The sequence below is a fragment of the Kitasatospora sp. LaBMicrA B282 genome (assembly GCF_050325825.1).
GTDB lineage: Bacteria > Actinomycetota > Actinomycetes > Streptomycetales > Streptomycetaceae > Kitasatospora.
Window position 1 is genome coordinate 48,565 of record NZ_JBNQTI010000008.1, and the last position, 17,560, is coordinate 66,124.

A 17,560-nucleotide genomic window follows, 5' to 3' on the forward strand; every position below is an offset into this window, starting at 1 on the left:
ACTGAGTCAGCTGTGCCCGGGAATCGGCCGGGCGGGAGCCGGCCGCCGGCCACTGGTACGCCGGAGGGGTGTTGGCTCCAAGCATCGGCGGCCAGGCCGGCGAGGGGAAGTACCAGCTGCCCATAATTCGGCGTTATCGCCCGGCTGACCTGCATCGATCGCCATCGGGCCGGAATTGGGGCCGCCTCTAGGCGAGTTGACGGCGGACCGGCTACGCTCACCGGCGTCCACCTGGTGGCGGGAGCACCGGACGACATCGACCCATGCCCAGGAGGAACCTTCGATGCTCCGACGCCCCGGCCTGCTCGCGGTCGCCGTCACGGCCGCAGCGGTTCTCACGATCGGCAGTACCGCCGCCGGCGCCGCCCCCGATCCGCTGCCGTCCTCGGCGCAGCGCCAACTCGCCCTGCTCGAACGGTCGGTGCACCCGACCGTCAGCGCCGGGGTGCACACCCACGCCGACACCGGCGGCGACCCGGACGACCCGGTGGCGGGCGCCCAGCAGTTCGCCGCCGCCCGAACGGCCCCGGCAGCCACGGTCTCCGGCGCCGCGCTCGCCGAAGGCGCCGCGGCGGGCGACGGGTTGTGGTCCGTCGGCGGCCGGTGGACCGAGCTGACCAGCGGGTCGACCAACAGCGAGACCCCCGGGTACGCCGACCCGTCGTTCTCCGACTACGGCTCGGGCTGGGGCCTGGTGACCGGCCGGGCCTCCGCGCTGGCCACCGACGGGCCCTGGGTCTACGCCGGGTTCGCCGACGGCGGGGTCTGGCGCTCGTCGGACGGCGGTGCGCACTGGCAGCCCGAGTTCCAGCACGAGGCCACCGCGTCGATCGGCTCGCTCTGGGTCGACCCGGCCGACCACTCGCTCTGGGTCGGCACCGGCGAGGCCAACACCAGCGCCGACAACTACACCGGCCAGGGCGTCTACCGCTCCACCGACCACGGCCAGAGCTTCCACCGGGTCGGCGGGGACGAACTCCTCAACGGCCAGGTGGCGGCGATCACCGGCACCGGCGACCAGGTCTTCGCGGCCACCAGCCAGGGCCTGTGGCGCCGCCCGCTGCACGCCGGGCCGGAGCAGCCCTGGCAGCCCGTGCTGAAGCCGGACCCGAACCCGGCCCACGACCCCACCCGCACCTCGATCATCTCCAGCGTGGTGGTCCGCCCCGGCAGCCACGGCGGCACCGTGCTGGCCGCGCTCGGCTACCGCAGCGGCACGCCGTACGACGGCCTGTACCTCTCCACCGAGGGCGGCGCGCCCGGCACCTTCAGGCTCGTCCAGCCGACCGGGCTGGACGCTTCGGACATCGGCCGGACCAGTCTCGACTACGCGCCGGACGGCAGCGCGCTGTACGCGTTGGTCCAGTCCCCGAAGTACCTGGCCGGCAGCCGCCCCGCGCCGCTGCAGTCGACGGCCTTCAAGGGCCTGTACGTCTCCGCCGACGGCGACCCGAACGGCCCCTGGACGCTGGTCGCCGACGCCGGCACGCTGGCCAGGTCCGGCTCCGCGCAGAGCTTCCCGAGCGGCTACGAGCCCGGCGTCGGCTCCTGGTACAACCAGTACGTCAAGGTGGACCCGGCCGACCCCAAGCACCTCTACCTCGGCCTGGAGGAGATCTACGAGAGCCGGGACGGCGGCGCGAGCTGGCACACACTGGCGCCGTTCTGGAACTACTCCCTGCCGTGCTACGGCACGTCGACCGGCTGCCCGCCCACCGTGCACACCGACCAGCACGCGATCGCGATCAGCACGGACGGCACGCTGTACGTCGGCAGCGACGGCGGCGTCTGGTCCCGCCCGGTCTCCGACAGCGACCCGGGCCACTGGCGCGACCTCAACTCCGGGCTGCGCACCCTCCAGTACTTCTACGTGGGCTCGGGCCGCGACCCGCAGGGCGGCACGGCCTTCTGGGGCGGCCTGCAGGACAACGGCGGAACGCTCGTCCGGGGCAACTCGCACGACGTGCTGCAGCCGTTCGCCGGTGACGGCGGCGACGTCATCGTCGACCCGGCCGACGCCGACCGGGCCGCCGCCGAGTACGTCCGCGGCGACCTCACGGTGACCACCACCGGCGGGCGTTCGGACGGCACCGCCGCGGCGTTCCGCGAGATCAGCCCCAGCTGCGACAGCAACGCACCGATCGCCGCCTGCGATCCGAACATGCAGTTCATCGCGCCGTACTCCGCCGACCGGGCCGACCTGAACCACTGGGTGATCGCCGGCCGGTACGTCTGGGAGACCCACAAGGGCTTCGACACGGTCTGCTCGAAGACCACCCCGAGCTGCGACTGGCAGCAGGCTTACGACCTGGGCCCCACCGCCTCGGCGACCGCGGTCGAGGCGAACCAGGGGGTGGAGTACGTCGGTTGGTGCGGTGCCTGCGAGCCGTCCGACCAGCAGGGCACCGGCTTCCGCAGCGGCATCGCCACCAACTACGGCGGCAGCTGGCACCCGGTGACCGCGCCGAACCTGCCGAACCGCTACGTCACCCGCCTGGTCGGCGACCCGGCCGACCCGGCGCACGTCTACGCCGTGTACGGCGCGTACTCCAGCAAGTGGATCCCGGGCGCGGGCACCGGCCACGTCTTCGAGTCGCACGACGGCGGCACCAGCTGGCGGGACATCAGCGGCAACCTGCCCGACCTGCCGGCCGACGCCCTGGTGATCGCCGACGGCCGGCTGATCCTGGCCACCGACCACCTTGTCTACACCGCCACCGTCTCCGACCCCACCTGCTGGTCCCGCCTCGGCCGCGGCCTGCCGAGCTCCGTGGCCACCGACCTCACCGTGACACCCGACGGCAGCTCGGTGGTCGTCGCCACCCACGGCCGCGGGCTGTGGCAGCTGAAGCTGGCCGACCTGGGCTAGCGGGGCAAGCGTCAGGGGCGCGGTGCGTCGCGCCCCTGACGCTCGGCGGTCCGGCCGGTCCCGACCCGACCGGCACCGGTGCGTTCCGACCAGCGCCGGTACGCGGCGCTGCGCCGCGCGGCCCGGCCGTACGCCGCCCGCGCCTGCTCGACGACCGCCGGCCCGATCGCCGCGACCGGCCCGTCCTGGTGCCAGGCCAGCACGTGCCGGTACCACAACGGGTCGCCGCCGATCGGGCGGACCGCGATGCCCGGCACCTCCTCGAAGGTCGCCTGGCATAGGCTCACCGCGTGGCCGCTGCGCACCAGTTCCAGCAGCAACCGCCCCTCCGCCTCGTGCGTGGTGCGCATCCGCGCCCCCGTGGTCAGGAACACGCCGTGCCAGTACTCGCGGGTGCGGTCGTCGTCCGGCGGCGGCGACACCCAGTCCTCCCCGGCCAGGTCGGCCAGCTCGACCTGCTCCTGCGCCGCCAGCCGGTGCCCGGCCGGCAGCGCGACGAACACCGGCTCGGTGACGACGGGTTCGAACACCATCCCGGCCCGGTGCGCCAGTTCGTACCCGGGGCTGTCCCCCACCACCGCGGCCTCCAGCCGCCCCTGGGCGATGTCGTCCAGCAGCGGGTTGGGCGAGCTCTGGCCGCGCGAGGTGATCCGCCCGCCCGGGTGCCGCTCCCGGATCGCGGCGATCACCCCGCCGAGCAGCGGGGAGTTGATCGAGCCGAGCCGGAAGCAGCCGGTCCCGCGGGCGGCCAGCGCGGCCGTGCCGAGCAGGTCGTCGATGGTCGGCAGCACCGCGCGCGCCCGGGTGAGCACCACCTCGCCGAACGGGGTCGGGACCGCCCCCGAGGAGGTCCGGTCGAACAGCGAGCCGCCCAGCATCCCCTCGATTCTGCGCAGTTGGGTGCTCAGCCCGGGCTGGGTGAGGCGCAGCGCGGCGGCTGCCCGGCTGAGGCTGCCGGCCTCCTCGATGGCGCAGATGATCCGTAGGTGCCGTACCTCTAGATCCATAACGCGATGCTATGGGCAGCCGGTGGCTCCCGGAAGACTGCGGAAGCTCGCATTCTGGTTCACATGTGAAATGTCACACCGTCAGAGGCCTTGGGTTTCAGGTCTCAGGTCGCGTCGCTACACGAGCCGGCAGGGGATCTCCAGGTCCTCGCTGAGGTAGTAGACGGCGCACACCCGGTGGTAGCCGTCGGCGATGACGAGGGGTCGGCCCCGCAGCAGCAGGACTGGGGAGAGCTTCTCGCCCTGCTGCACCTTGGCGATGTTCTCGCTCACGTGGGTGTTCTCCTTCGGCAGCAGGGGCAGGCCGGAGGCCCGAAGGATGTCCTTGGCCTTCTTCACCACCGTGTCGGCCTGCTGGAGGCGCTCGACCGCCCGCGCGGCCTCGTCGGGCGCCAGCAGCATCTCCAGGTAGTCCAGGGCGGCGGGGAAGTCGTGCGGCTCGGGGTGCTGCTTCCAGAGTGGGGCGGGCATGCGGCGGCTCCCTGGTCCGGTACTCGGGTCGGGTGTCGGTATTCCCCGGGAGCGGCGCTCTCTCACGCGCCACCGGTCAGATCGTGATCCCCTCCTTCAGCCAGACCGCCTCCTTGTGCGTGGCGCCGTGGTCGATGCGCCACCACTTCAGCAGCACCTGCCGGACGTTGCTCCGCTTCGTCAGCCGTTGCCGGGTCCGGGCCAGGGCGAGGACCGGGTCGAGGCGCAACCGGATGTCGACGACCGGGACGAACGCAGCCGCAGTGTCGACCACCGCGGTCGCCGGCGAACTCAGCAGGACCAGTTGGTTCATCGTCGTCCCGGCCAGCGAGGCCCGGGCCGCGACCTCACCGCCGTAGCTGTGCCCGAACACCGTCTCCAACCCGCCCGGTGCCAGGTCGCTCGCCCAGTCGCCGAACCGCACCGCCGCCCGCCTGCGGTGACCGGCCCGGTAGGCGCCGCTCCAGGCAAAGGCGGCGCCGCGACTGTAGAGGTTCGTGCGCGGCCCGCCCAGGATGTAGGTGTGGAACCCGCCCCCGGGGTACCACCAGTCGCCCTTCCACCCCCAGGTGCCGTGGATCATCGTCGAGACCGGCGGGGCGCCGGCCGGTGTCGTGGCGGACTGTGCGGGCGGTGCAGGGGCGGCGGCCGCCGCCGGTTCGGCGGGCAGCAGGGCCGCCATCGCCAGCGAGCGGGTCATGGCATCGGGCGAGCGCAGGGCCAGGCTGAGGCGCATCCGGGCCAGGGTGTGGATGTCGAGGATCAGGTCCGTTGAGTCCCCCGCCGGCCTCGGCACCTGGCCGAACACGTCCGTCCAGCGGTCGGGATCCCACGGCACCGGCTCGACCTCCGCCACGTCGGGGTCGAAGTCGACGCGGCCCGGACCGGCCCAGCGTTCCATGTCGGCGGCGCCGGGGAGCCCGGGCCAGATCTCGCTCACCTCGCGGCGGGGCGGGAACGGGTAGTCGTTGATCCGTCGCCACAGGGCGGCGGCCGCCGCCGCGGATTCGCGCTCCAGCCGGCTCCCGAGCACGGCGCACAGGAACGCCGTCGCCACCTGGGGCTGCGCCGTGGCGTTCAGCTCCTGCCACAGCCCGACGCGGTCGTCGGCCGCCGGGAGTCGGTCGGCGGCCGGGAGGAAACCGCTCGGGTCGCCGACCGGCCAGCGGCGCTCCCCGCTGCTGAGCTCCGACGAGAACCCGATCTCTCCCAGTTCCTCAGCCAGCTCCCGCACCCGCTCGCCGTCGCCGCCCTCACCGTGGCCCTCGAACATGGTGGACAGCGCCGCCACCCGACAGACGTTCACCCCCTCGTACTGCGGCAGCTGCGCGGCGCTCGCCGGGTCCGCCGTGGGCTCGAAGGTCTCGTCGCCCTCGGGGTTCGCTGCAGGGTCTGTCATCGTCCTGGCTCCGGTCTCCGGCTCGCGCGCGCTCCCCGCCCCTCGGGGCGAGCATAGGCACCACCGGCCGGCCGTACACGCACCGCCGCCGTGTCGGTGCCGCGGCCCGCCGCTGCGGGCGGTGTTGATCCGTCGTCACCTCGGGTGTGCGCTGCGCCGCTTCAGACGTCGGACGGCAGGTGTCCGGGGCCGGCCGGGCCGGAGCGGGCGGCGTTGGCGGCGATGTCGTGGGCGGCACCGGTGGGCAGGCTGAGCTGGTCGGCGATCCACTGCGGGGCGTGCCCCTGGAGGGCCAGCTGGTAAGCGGTCCGCACCCGGGCGTCGAAGGCGACGTCCGGCGAGGTGGTGGTGGCGAAGTCCCGGAAGTCGAGGAGGTAGCGCCGCGCGATGCCGTCCTGCAGGGTCAGGCGCAGCGACCCGCGTGCCTCGCACCCGCCGGCGGTCGGCAGCACCACGGGCCGCGCGGCGGCGCGAGGTGCGACGGCGGTCCGGCCCAGGGGCAGGACCCGCGACAGGCGGCCGCTGCCGCGCCCGGCGCGGGCGGCGGGTCGCGCGGAGCCCGTGACGGGAGCAGCGGCGGGGGCGGTCAGGGAACGGCGGAACGTCAGGCTGGTCATGGCTGATCTCCGGGAGGCGCATCGGCGTGCGGGGCACGCGAGCGCAGACCGACGGCTCGCCGTGACCGCGGCGCGGGGCCGCGGGCAGAGGTGGCGGGTGGGTCGGTGCGGGTCAGCGCGTGCCGAGCTGGGGCGAGGACGAACGGGTGCGGGGGCACTGGTGGCCCGGACTACTGCAGTCCATGTCTCTCGCCTCCTCCCGGCCGGGGCGCACGGCGGCGCCTGATCGACACGGCAAGGAGCGGGCCGACGGACGGACCGACGGCACACCCCAACTCGTCAGAGCTTTGGCACTCCACGGCGTGATCCCGCCGCACCGGCGGCGGGAAGCCACTTGGGATCAACCCTTAGGTCGGGAGGATCTGTCCTGATCCGGAGCGTCTCTCGACGGTTGGGATCAGTGGCCTGTGTCCGTGAAGACGCCTCACCGAACGAGGTGCCTTCTGAAAAACCTCACTCATTGTAGCCCCACGAACCGATCATGCAAGCCCCGCCCCCGCCGCACCGGTACCCCGCCCCACCCGTACCCCGCCCGGTCACTGCCCCACCCGCTTCGGCAGGCGCGTGGACAGCGCGATCACGCCCAGCGTGAGTGCCAGCTGCAGCGCCAGGACCAGCGCCAGCGCGTGGTGCATGCCCATGGACGGCGAGACCGACAGGAAGAGCGTGCCGAGCGTCGCCACCCCCAGGGCCAGGCTGGACTGCTGCGTGGTGGCGAGGATCCCGCCGCCGACACCGGCCGACTCGAGCGGCACCTCCGAGAGCACCAGGCGGATCAGCGGGGGCATCACCAGCCCCTGCCCGGTGCCGGCGACCAGCATGCCCGGCAGCAGCGTCAGCGGGCTCAGCCCCGACCAGTCCGTCAGGACGGTCAGCGCCAGCACCGCCAGGCCGACCGCCTGGACGACCGCGCCGCTGACGATCACCTTGGAGCCGAAGCGGGCCAGCAGCCGGGGCCCCGACAGCGAGGCGGCGAAGAAGCCGACCGCCATGGGCACCATCGCGAAGCCGGCGGCGATCGGACCCTCGTGCAGACCGAGCTGCAGCGCGACGGCCATCACCATCATGAAGCCCCCGAAGCCGGCGAAGAACGGCACGGCCATGGTCAGACCGGTCCGCAACCCGTGCACCCGGAGCAGCGAGATCGGGATCAGCGGGATCCGGCCGGCCCGCTCCGCCGCCCGCTCCACCGCGACGAAGGCGGTCAGCACGAACGGGAAGGCGGCCAGCAGCGTCCAGCTCCACCAGGGCCAGCCGAGCGAGCGGCCCTCCATCAGCGGGACGAGCAGCGCGAGCAGCGCGCCGGCGAGCAGCGCGGTACCGGGCAGGTCGACCCGGGCCGGGTGCGGGGAGCGGGTCTCCGGCACCGCGCGCAGCGCCAGGACCGCGGCGGCCAGTGCGACCGGCACGTTCACCAGGAAGATGAACCGCCAGCCGGTGCCGAACAGGTTCGCCGAGAGCAGCACCCCGCCGAGCACCTGGCCGATCACCACGGCGATCCCGCCGACCGCGCCGTAGATGCCCATCGCCCGGGCCTTGCGCTCGCCCTCGGTGGCGGACTGGATGGTGGCCAGCGCCTGCGGCAGCATCAGGGCCGCCGCGGCGCCCTGCGCCACCCGCGCGGCGACGAGCGCGATCGCGGTGGGCGCGGCGCCGCAGGCCAGCGAGGTCAGACCGAAGGCCAGCGCACCTGCGATGAACAACCGGCGGCGACCGTAGAGGTCGCCGAGCCGACCGCCGAGCACCAGCAGCACCGCGTAGGCGATCCCGTACCCGGCGACGAACAGTTCCAGGGTGGCCGGCCCGGCGGTGAGGTCGCGGTCGATGGTCGGCAGGGCGACGTTGACGATGAAGAAGTCCAGCATCGGCAGGAAGGCGCCGAGCAGGACGGTGACCAGGCCCAGCGTGCCGAGCCGCGGTCGGGTGGTGGGGGCGGGGCCGCCGAGGCGGGTGACGTGCGGCAGCACGGCAGCCCGGCTGGGGGCCGTTCGGGGGAAGGTGTCCGGTGTGCTCACGGGTACCAGCGTCGACCCTGCGGCAGACTGGTACCAGAGTGTGGTTATCCAGGTATAACTGGTACCTGGAAATGGGATCGGCGACGACGCATCCTGGAAGACATGGCTGCCACACCCGCCGCTCGCACCGCGACCGCCCCACTCGAACTGGTCCACTCGACCGCCCGCCCCGACCAGGCCCGCCGCCACGAACTGGCCGCGTTCCTGCGCAGCCGGCGGGAGCGCATCTCGCCGGACCAGGTGGGCCTGCCGTCCGGCGGCCGGCGGCGCACGCCGGGGCTGCGCCGCGAGGAGGTGGCACAGCTCGCCGCCATCGGGGTCACCTGGTACACCTGGCTCGAACAGGCCCGGGACATCCAGGTGTCCGTGCAGGTGCTGGACGCGATCGCCCGCGGGCTGCTGCTGAACGCCGGGGAGCGCGAGCACCTCTTCGTCCTCGCGGGCGCGACCGATCCGACGCCGGCCAAGGTCTGCCCGGTGGTCACGCCGGCGCTGCGCGCGCTGCTGGACCAGTTGGACCCGATGCCCGCGTGCGTCATCAACCCCCGCTACGACCTGATCGCCTACAACAACGCGTACCGCCGGCTGGTCATCGACCTCGACGACGTCCCCCTCGAGGACCGGAACCTGATGTGGTTGGCCTTCACCAACCCGGCCTGGCGCGTGGCGCTGCTCGACTGGGAGCAGGCGGCCCGGGCCATGGTGGGCCGGTTCCGGGCGGCGATGGCCGACCACGTCGCCGAGCCGCCGTACAAGACCCTGCTGAAGAAGCTCCTGCTGGCCTCCCCCGAGTTCACCGAGCTGTGGGAGCGTCATGACGTGGCCGTCACCGGCGACGGCCAGAAGCGGTTCCTCAACGCCCGGGTCGGGCTGTTGAACTTCGACTTCACCAACCTCTGGCTCGGCCCGCGCCCCGGCTACCGGATGATCGGCTACGCCCCCGCCGACCTGGAGACCCGGGCCCGGGTGGCACGGCTGGCGACGGGCGCCGCAGCCCCGGCCGGTCAGGGGTCCACGGCCTGAAGCAGGAACGCGCCCAGTTCGGCGTACAGCTGGGTGACGGCGTCGTTCACGGCCTTGGACTTGGTGTCGAAGTTGAGGAACCCGTGGATCAGCCCCGGGTAGACGTGCTTCCTGACCGGGACACCGGCGGCGGCCAGTGCGTCGGCGTAGGCCAGACCCTCGTCGCGCAGCGGGTCGCACTCGCCGGTACCGACGACGGCGGGGGCCAGCCCGGTGAGGTCCGCAGCCAGCAGCGGGGAGGCCGGGGGACGGTTGCCCGCGTCGCGGTCGGCGCCGAGGTAGATCCCGACGTCGTACTCGACCTCGGCGGTGGTGAGCAGGAAGCCGGTGGCGTTCTCGGTGCGTGAAGGGTACGTCCTGGTGCCGCTGAGGTCGGTCGAGGGGTAGGCGAGGAGTTGTGCGGCCAGCGGCCGCCCTTCGTCGCGGCAGGCCTGGGCGAGACCGGCGGCCAGGTTGGCGCCCGCGCTGTCGCCGGCCACGGCCAGCCTGCCGCCGCCGAACTCGTCGAGGTGCTCGTCGACCTGGCGGAGCACGGCCAGGCAGTCCTCGTAGGCGGCGGGGAACGGGTGCTCGGGGGCGAGCCGGTAGCCGACGCTGACCACGACCGCGCCCAGGTCACGCGCCAGGCGGCGGCACACGCCGTCGTGGGTGTCGAGGTCGCCGACGATGAAACCGCCGCCGTGGCAGAAGACGACGGTCGGCGCCGGGCCGGGGGCTTCCGGGCGGTAGATCCGCACCGGGACCCCGGCGAGCGTGTCGTCGGCGACCGAGGCGACCGGCAGCGGCGGGTCCGGCGCGACGGCCAGGGACAGCATCCTGTTCCCCTGACGCATCTGCTCGATCGTCGGTGCCTGGTCCGGGGGCGGACCGTCGACGCCGAACCGGTGCAGCAGCGCCGCGATCTCCGGGTCCATGCTGGCCATGCGGGTCCTCCGGTGACGGGTACAGACCAGTGCCAGCGCCCAATGTACGAGCGTCGGCCCCCTGCCGCCCGCGCTGTGTGGCGTTCGGTGTCGCCGACTCGGGGTCAGGAAACGTCGCTCACGGACCGAGTGCTAGTCCGGACGAGCGTTTCGGCAGGGCACGGCAGCGGATCGCTCCTGCTCTTCCCCGTCGTCCGAATAGCCTGACCCCCATCGGCGAGCCCGGCGGCCGGCTGCCGCACCTCGGAGATTGGGATCAGTCAGATGGCAGGAGAAGCAGGCACGGACACGGTCGTCCTCGTCCACGGTCTCTGGATGACACCGCTGTCGTGGGAGCACTGGGTCACCCGTTACCAGGCGCGCGGGCTGAAGGTGGTGACGCCCGGTTACCCGGGCATCGAGCCGGGTGCCGAGGGCGTCGAGGCGCTGCGGAACGACCCGTCCCCGCTGGCGGGGTTGGGCGTGCGCGAGGTCTTCGACCACCTGTCCGGGGTCATCGAGGCGCTCGACACCAAGCCGATCATCATGGGCCACTCGTTCGGCGGCGCCTTCGTGCAGCTGCTCCTCGACGCCGGCTTCGGCTCGGCCGGGGTCTCCATCGACGGCGCGGCCGTGAAGGGCATCCGGGCACTGCCGTTCAGCGAGATCAAGGCCACCTTCCCGGTCCTGCACAACCCGGCCAACAAGAGCCGCGCGGTGCCGATCACCGAGAAGGACTTCCACTACGCGTTCACCAACAACCTGACGGTCGAGGAGTCCAAGGTCGTCTACGACCGCTACACCGTCCCGGTCTCGGGCCGGCTGCTGTTCCAGGGCGGCTTCGCGAACGTCACCCCGAACGCGGCGACGACCTACAACTTCGCCAACGACGACCGCGGGCCCCTGCTGTTCATCTCCGGCGGCAACGACCACATCCTGCCGCCCGCCGTCCAGCACGAGAACTACGAGAAGAACGTCAAGCACTCCGAGGCGATCACGGCGTACAAGCTGTTCGACGGGCGCAGCCACTACACCTGCGGCGAGGACGGCTGGGAAGCGGTCGCCGACCTCGCGCTGGACTGGGCGCTCTCGCCCACCCCCGGCGTGCTCGACCAGGCCTGACCCACCACCAGCCATGATGCGAACCCTCCGTAGCGCCGCCCTGGCCGCGCTCCCCCTCGTCCTGGTGGTCTCGCCGGCCCGGGCAGCCACCGCCCCGCCCGCGGCGCCGCCGGCGACCGCGCAGCTGTCCATCGCGCTCCAGCCGCCCCAGGCTCCGGTGGTCCCGGGCGAGAGCGGGACCCTGGAGGTGCGCGTCACCAACCAGGGTCCGGCCGCCACCACCGATCGGACCCTGGTCGTGGTCCACCTGCCCCCGCCGGGTGTGGTGCAGTCGGCCGACCCGCCGACGACGCTGACGTACTTCGCCACGGGCAGCTCCTACTCCGTGCCGGCCGGCCTGGCCCCGGGGGCCAGCTCCGTGGAGCGGCTGGCGCTGCACGTCGCACCGATCACCCTGCCCTTCACCACCATCAGCGGCGACGTCCAGGCCTACTACGCCGGTGACCCGGACCGGTCCGGCCACACCACGCCGTACGAGTTCAGCACCGCCGACACCCGGGCCCACTTCATGGTCGGGGCCTCCTCCGCCTGGCAGGCCGGACACCCGGAGCCGCGGCCGGGCGACCTCACCGGCCGGCCCGGGGCGACCATCGACCTGCCGCTGTGGGTGTACAACGCGGGCCCCTCGTACTCCCGGCACCCGATCGACGTGTGGATCACCGTGCCCGAGCACACCACGCTCACCGGCACCACGCCGTACGGCTGCACGGCCTTCCCGCCGCGGACGCTGAACTGCCGCTACGGGAACGGACCGCGCTACCAGGACGCCGTCTTCATCGACCCCGCCGTGGTGATCGATCCCGCGACCGCGGCCGGCGAGACCCTGCCCGGCGGCACGCTGAACGTCTCCGGCCAGGAGGACGGGCCCTCACCCGACGCGCACACCGGCTTCGCGGTCACGGTGGACTGAGCGACCCGTCGGTGGGCTGCTCCCCGCCTGCGGGGAAACGCAGCGAAAAACCCATCTGGTCCAACCAGTTGACCAGTACTCCCGCTGCCGTCATCCTCATCGGCATGACGGAAGCACCCATCAAACGGGAGTCGGTCTCCGACCAGCTCTTCTCGCTGCTGCGCGACCGGATCCTGAGCGGCGCCCTGCCCGCCGGCGAAGCCCTGACCGCCGAGCGCGACCTGGCCGCGGAGTTCGGCGTCAACCGGCACGCGGTCCGCGAGGCGGTCAAGCGCCTGCAGCAGGCGCGGCTGGTGGAGGTCAGCCAGGGCGGGCGCACCCGGGTGCGGGACTGGCGCGTCAGCGCCGGGCTCGACCTCGCCTTCGACGTCGCGCCGGGCACCGCGGTCTTCGCCGGGCTGCAGCGCGACGCGATGGAGATGCGGGCGTGCATCGGGGCGGACGCCGCCCGGCTCTGCGCCGAGCGCTGCACGCCGCAGCAGGCCGGCGCCCTCGTCGCGGCCGCCGACGCCTACGGCGCCATCGGTGCGGACCTGGCCGCGCTGGACGAGGCGGACGTGGCGCTGTGGCGGCTGATCGTGGTGGGCTCGGGGAACCTCGCCTACCTGCTCGCCTTCAACAGCCTGGTCGGCGGCACGGTGTCGAGCGGCGAGGTACCCCCGGCCCACCGCACCGCCGAGCTGCTCGACGTCGAGGTCCGCCGTCGCCTGGCGCGGTTCGTCGCCGCCGGCGACGCCGGGGCGGCCGAGCAGGTGGCCCGCGAGATGCTCACCCGCACCGTGACCGCCATGACCCGCGCCGCCGAACAGGGGCAGGAGGTGACCCCGTGATACCCGCCGTCATCTACGCGGTGCCCGCGTTCGTGCTGCTGCTGGTCCTCGAGGTGCTCTCCTACCGCTTCCTGCCGGACGACGACGAACGCGGCTACGAGACCCGCGACACCGCCACCAGCCTGTCGATGGGAATCGGAAGCCTGATCGTCGGCGGGCCCTGGCGGGTGGTCGCCGTCCTCGCCTACGCCGCGCTCTACACCGTCGCCCCCTGGCACCTGGCGACCGGCTCGCCCTGGACCTGGCTGGTCCTCTTCCTGGCCGACGACTTCGCCTACTACCTCTTCCACCGCGCCCACCACCGCGTGCGCGTGCTGTGGGCCAGCCACGTCCCGCACCACTCCAGCGTGCACTACAACCTCTCCACCGCGCTGCGCCAGAGCTGGACGCCGATGACCAGCCTCCCGTTCTGGCTGCCGCTGGCGCTGATCGGCCTGCCGCCGTGGATGATCCTGCTGGAGCAGTCGGTCAGCCTCGGCTACCAGTTCTTCCTGCACACCGAGCGCGTGGACCGGCTCTGGCGGCCCGTCGAGTGGCTGCTCAACACCCCCTCGCACCACCGAGTCCACCACGGCTCGAACAACGTCTACCTGGACCGCAACTACGGCGGCATCCTGATCGTCTGGGACCGCCTGCTGGGCACCTTCCGGGCCGAGGAGGAGCAGGTGGTCTACGGCCTGACCAAGGACATCGAGACCTTCAACCCGCTGCGCGTCGCCTTCCACGAGTTCGCCGCCGCCTGGCGCGACGCCCGCACCGCCACCCGCTGGCGCGACCGGGCCGGCCACCTCTTCGGCCCGCCCGGCTGGACCCCGTGTCAACCGGCCGCCGTCAACATGGTGTCAAGGAGAGCTCGGGACCATTGACAGGGTGCTTGATTGCCGTGATCAACGGCAGCCCGGAGACTCTAGGCCCACCAGGAGCCACTCCCCCGAGGTGACGAATTGAACATGACCGCCGTGGACCGCCCCGTGAACCGCCTGTCGGCGCCCAAGCGCGTACGCCTGATGCCGCTGGTCGCGCTGATCTTCTTCAGCGTCTCCGGCGGCGCCTACGGCATCGAGGGACTCTTCTCGGCGTCCGGGCCGGGGATGGGGATCCTGCTGATCGTCGTCACCCCGCTGATCTACAGCATCCCGCACTCGCTGGTGGTCGCCGAGCTCGGGACCGCGATCCCGGTCGAGGGCGGCTACTACCACTGGGTCAAGCGGGGGTTGGGCAAGTTCTGGGGCTTCCAGCAGGGGCTGCTCCAGTGGATCTGCAGCTTCGTCGACATGGCGCTCTACCCGGTGCTCTTCACCAGCTACCTGCAGAGCCTGGTCGCGGCGGTGGCACCGGGCCGGCACGTGCTGTTCTCCCTCGGGCACCTGCGGTTCGACCTGAACTGGTTCATCTGCCTCGCCGTCATCGTGCTGTTCACGCTGCTCAACCTGCTCGGCGCGGGCTGGGTCGGCGACTCGTCGGTGGCCTTCGCACTGATCTGCCTGACCCCGATGCTCATCCTCACCGTGGTCGGGCTCGGCCACCTCCTCGGTCACGGGATCAACCCAGTGAGCTCGATGACCTCCTCGTCCGACCAGTCGACGTGGAAGGCCTTCGGCGCCGGGCTGTTCATCGTGATGTGGAACTATTCGGGGTGGGACAGCGTCTCCAACGTGGCCGGGGAGATGGAGAACCCGCGCAAGCACCTGCCGCGGGCGCTCGCCATGGCGGTCGTGCTGATCATGGTGGGCTACCTGCTGCCCTCGCTCGCCTCGCTCTCCGTCGGCTCCGGCGGCGACGCCGGCTGGCAGACCTGGGCCGCCGGGTCCTTCTCGCACGTGGCCAAGGCCCTGGCCGGCCCCTGGCTGCAGGTGACGGTGACCGTCGGCGGGATGTTCGCGGCCGTCGCGATGTTCTCCGCGCTGCTCGCCGCCAACTCCCGCCTGCCGCTGGTGCTCGCCCAGGACGGATACTTCCCGTCCTGGGTGGCCAAGGAGAGCCGCCGCTACGGGATGCCGATCGTGTCGATCATCGGCTCCTCGGCGATCTACGCGCTGTTCTGCCTCAGCAGCTTCACCAACCTGGTGATCTTCGACGTCTTCCTCACCAACCTCGGCATCCTGCTGGAGGTGGCCGCGCTGATCGCGCTGCGGCTCAAGGAGCCCGAGCTGGAGCGGCCCTACCGGATCCCGGGCGGCTGGTTCAGCGTCGCGGCGATCGTGCTCCTGCTGAGCGGCATCTGCTCCTGGGCGGCCTGGCAGCAGTACAGCCAGAACGGCGGCAAGGCGGTGCTGTACGCGCTCGCGGTGGTCGGCGGGTCGGTGCTGCTCTACCCGCCGCTCGCCGTGTTGCGGGCCCGCAAGGCGCGGCGGGCCGGGCTCGCGCCGGTGGCGGAACCGACCACGGTGTCCTCCTAACGACCGGCGCGCCGCCGGGGCCCGGGCGCGGTGCCCCGGCGGCCTTACGGGGTGTCACCCGGCACGCGGTCCGGCACACAGTGTGCTTCCTGCCGCCCGCCCCACCGGCTGGGTAGCGTCGGATCATGAGCAACAGCTTCGCCCTCCACATCCCCGACGCGGACCTCGAACCCGATCCGCTGGATCCCGCCCAGATCCTCGCCGGCACGCCGGAGGTGACCGGTCGCGTCCTGTGGCAGTCCGCGGACGGCCGCCAGCTGCGCGGGATCTGGCAGATCACCCCCGGTACGGTGACCGACACCGAGGCCGACGAACTCTTCGTGGTGCTCAGCGGCCGCGCCACCATCGAGGTGGCCGGCGGCCCGACGCTGGAGGTCGGGCCCGGTGACGCGGGTGTCCTGCACCGGGGCGACCGGACCACCTGGACCGTGCACGAGACCCTCCGCAAGGCCTACGCCCTCACCCTCACCGAGCCCGCCTGACCCCCACCGCTGACCCCCTGCCCTGCCCCTCCCGCACGACACTGAGGAACGACATGGATCCCGTCCGCTCCCTCCAGGACGCCAAGCCGACCCCGTTCTGGCTGGACGACCCCGGGCGCCCGCAGGCGCTCCCCGCCCTGGTGGGGGACGCGACCTGCGACCTGCTGGTGGTCGGCGGCGGCTACAGCGGCCTGTGGACCGCGCTGATCGCCAAGGAGCGGGACCCCGCGCTGGACGTGGTACTGATCGAGGGCCAGGAGATCGCCTGGGCCGCCTCCGGGCGCAACGGCGGCTTCTGCGCCGCCAGCCTCACCCACGGATTGGGCAACGGCCAGCAGCGCTGGCCGGGCGAACTGGCCGAGCTCGAGCGGCTGGGCGCGGCGAACCTGCAGGCCGTCGAGGACGCCATCAAGCGCTACGCGATCGACTGCGACTGGGAACGCACCGGCGAGATCGACGTCGCCACCGAGCCCTACCAACTGGACGACCTGCACGAGATCGCCACCCTCGCCGCCGAACTCGGCAGCGAGCTCACCTTCCTGGACCGCGACGCGATGCGCGCCCAGGTCGACTCCCCGACCTACCTCGGTGGCCTCTGGGACAAGGACGGCGTGGGCATGGTCAACCCGGCCAAGCTCGCCTGGGGCCTCAAGCAGGCCTGCCTCGACGCGGGCGTGCGGATCTTCGAGCACACCCGGGCGACCGACCTCGCCGAGTCCGGCCGCGGCATGGCGGTGCGCACCCCGTACGGCCGGGTCTTCGCGGGCCGGATCGCGCTCGGCACCAACGTCTTCCCCTCCCTGGTGAAGCGGACCCGCGCCTACACCGTGCCGGTCTACGACCACGCGCTGATGACCGAGCCGCTCAGCGCCGAGCAGCTCGCCTCGATCGGCTGGCAGGGCCGGCAGGGCCTGGGCGACAGCGCCAACCAGTTCCACTACTACCGGCTCTCCGCCGACAACCGGATCCTCTGGGGCGGCTACGACGCCGTCTACCACTACGGCGGCCGGGTCCGCGCCGAGTACGACCACCGCCCGCAGACCTACCGCACCCTGGCCACCCACTTCTTCCAGACCTTCCCCCAGCTGGCGGGCCTGCGGTTCACCCACGCGTGGGGCGGCGCCATCGACACCTGCACCCGGTTCTCGGCCTTCTTCGACACCGCCTACCGCGGCAGGGTCGCGCTGGCCGCCGGATTCACCGGCCTCGGGGTCGGCGCCACGCGGTTCGGCGCGGAGGTGATGCTCGACCTGCTGGCCGGCGAGCGCACCGAGCGCACGGCATTGGAGATGGTGCGCCGCAAGCCGCTGCCGTTCCCGCCCGAGCCGGTGCGCTGGATCGGCATCGAGCTGACGAAGCGCTCGCTCGACCTGGCCGACCGCAACGCGGGCCGTCGCAACCTCTGGCTGCGCACCCTGGACCGCCTGGGCCTGGGCTTCGACTCCTGAGCCGGTCGGGTGCGCGCTCGACAGCGCGTCGCCCGGCCGAGGTGTCCCGGCCGGGCGACGTGCTGT

15 protein-coding genes and 1 riboswitch are annotated in these 17,560 nt (G+C 72.7%); of the genes, 9 read left to right on the top strand and 6 right to left on the bottom strand.

Going from position 1 to position 17,560, the window contains the following annotated elements:
• The first annotated feature begins 283 nt into the window (after positions 1–283).
• On the top strand, positions 284–2,869 hold the full coding sequence (locus ACQRUO_RS04300) for a glycosyl hydrolase (protein ID WP_428314343.1): 2,586 nt from the start codon (positions 284–286) through the stop codon (positions 2,867–2,869).
• Between the two features lie 11 nt (positions 2,870–2,880).
• Here the strand turns inward: ACQRUO_RS04300 and ACQRUO_RS04305 are convergent, their stop codons facing one another.
• The 5 genes from ACQRUO_RS04305 to ACQRUO_RS04325 form a co-directional block, all read right to left on the bottom strand.
• On the bottom strand, positions 2,881–3,876 hold the full coding sequence (locus ACQRUO_RS04305; RefSeq protein WP_428314344.1) for a LysR substrate-binding domain-containing protein: 996 nt from the start codon (positions 3,874–3,876) through the stop codon (positions 2,881–2,883).
• Positions 3,877–3,993: 117 nt separating this feature from the next.
• Positions 3,994–4,347: a hypothetical protein gene (locus ACQRUO_RS04310; protein ID WP_428314345.1), complete on the bottom strand. Its 354-nt coding sequence runs from the start codon at positions 4,345–4,347 to the stop codon at positions 3,994–3,996.
• Positions 4,348–4,423: 76 nt separating this feature from the next.
• Positions 4,424–5,746 carry a hypothetical protein gene (locus ACQRUO_RS04315; protein WP_428314346.1) on the bottom strand — a complete coding sequence of 441 codons (1,323 nt, stop codon included), beginning with the start codon at positions 5,744–5,746 and terminating at the stop codon, positions 4,424–4,426.
• Positions 5,747–5,907: 161 nt separating this feature from the next.
• Complete coding sequence (locus ACQRUO_RS04320; protein WP_428314347.1) at positions 5,908–6,363, bottom strand: hypothetical protein; 456 nt, start codon at positions 6,361–6,363, stop codon at positions 5,908–5,910.
• A 263-nt stretch (positions 6,364–6,626) separates the two neighbouring features.
• Positions 6,627–6,806, bottom strand: a riboswitch (M-box (ykoK) riboswitch).
• Positions 6,807–6,899: 93 nt separating this feature from the next.
• Entirely contained in the window at positions 6,900–8,378 is a 1,479-nt protein-coding gene (locus ACQRUO_RS04325) for an MFS transporter (protein WP_428314348.1), read from the bottom strand.
• Positions 8,379–8,480: 102 nt separating this feature from the next.
• On the opposite strand from ACQRUO_RS04325, the gene ACQRUO_RS04330 reads away from it, so the two are divergent.
• A complete protein-coding gene (locus tag ACQRUO_RS04330) occupies positions 8,481–9,401 on the top strand; it encodes a helix-turn-helix transcriptional regulator (protein ID WP_428314349.1) in 921 nt (306 codons plus the stop codon).
• Here ACQRUO_RS04330 and ACQRUO_RS04335 read toward each other — a convergent pair.
• Positions 9,383–10,324: an alpha/beta hydrolase gene (locus ACQRUO_RS04335; RefSeq protein WP_428314350.1), complete on the bottom strand. Its 942-nt coding sequence runs from the start codon at positions 10,322–10,324 to the stop codon at positions 9,383–9,385. The genes ACQRUO_RS04330 and ACQRUO_RS04335 overlap by 19 nt on opposite strands.
• A gap of 264 nt (positions 10,325–10,588) precedes the next feature.
• Here ACQRUO_RS04335 and ACQRUO_RS04340 point away from each other — a divergent pair, with 264 nt between their 5' ends.
• From ACQRUO_RS04340 to ACQRUO_RS04370, 7 genes are all read left to right on the top strand, one after another.
• Positions 10,589–11,425: an alpha/beta hydrolase gene (locus ACQRUO_RS04340; protein ID WP_428314351.1), complete on the top strand. Its 837-nt coding sequence runs from the start codon at positions 10,589–10,591 to the stop codon at positions 11,423–11,425.
• Between the two features lie 16 nt (positions 11,426–11,441).
• On the top strand, positions 11,442–12,335 hold the full coding sequence (locus ACQRUO_RS04345; protein WP_428314352.1) for a hypothetical protein: 894 nt from the start codon (positions 11,442–11,444) through the stop codon (positions 12,333–12,335).
• 104 nt (positions 12,336–12,439) lie between these two features.
• Entirely contained in the window at positions 12,440–13,165 is a 726-nt protein-coding gene (locus tag ACQRUO_RS04350; RefSeq protein WP_428314353.1) for a FadR/GntR family transcriptional regulator, read from the top strand.
• Entirely contained in the window at positions 13,162–14,031 is an 870-nt protein-coding gene (locus ACQRUO_RS04355; RefSeq protein WP_428314354.1) for a sterol desaturase family protein, read from the top strand. The genes ACQRUO_RS04350 and ACQRUO_RS04355 overlap by 4 nt, the downstream gene beginning before the upstream one ends.
• A gap of 84 nt (positions 14,032–14,115) precedes the next feature.
• Positions 14,116–15,564, top strand: coding sequence for an APC family permease (locus tag ACQRUO_RS04360; protein ID WP_428314355.1), 1,449 nt, complete (start codon positions 14,116–14,118; stop codon positions 15,562–15,564).
• A 125-nt stretch (positions 15,565–15,689) separates the two neighbouring features.
• A complete protein-coding gene (locus ACQRUO_RS04365) occupies positions 15,690–16,046 on the top strand; it encodes a cupin domain-containing protein (RefSeq protein ID WP_428314356.1) in 357 nt (118 codons plus the stop codon).
• A gap of 53 nt (positions 16,047–16,099) precedes the next feature.
• Entirely contained in the window at positions 16,100–17,494 is a 1,395-nt protein-coding gene (locus ACQRUO_RS04370) for an NAD(P)/FAD-dependent oxidoreductase (protein ID WP_428314357.1), read from the top strand.
• Positions 17,495–17,560 lie beyond the last annotated feature (66 nt).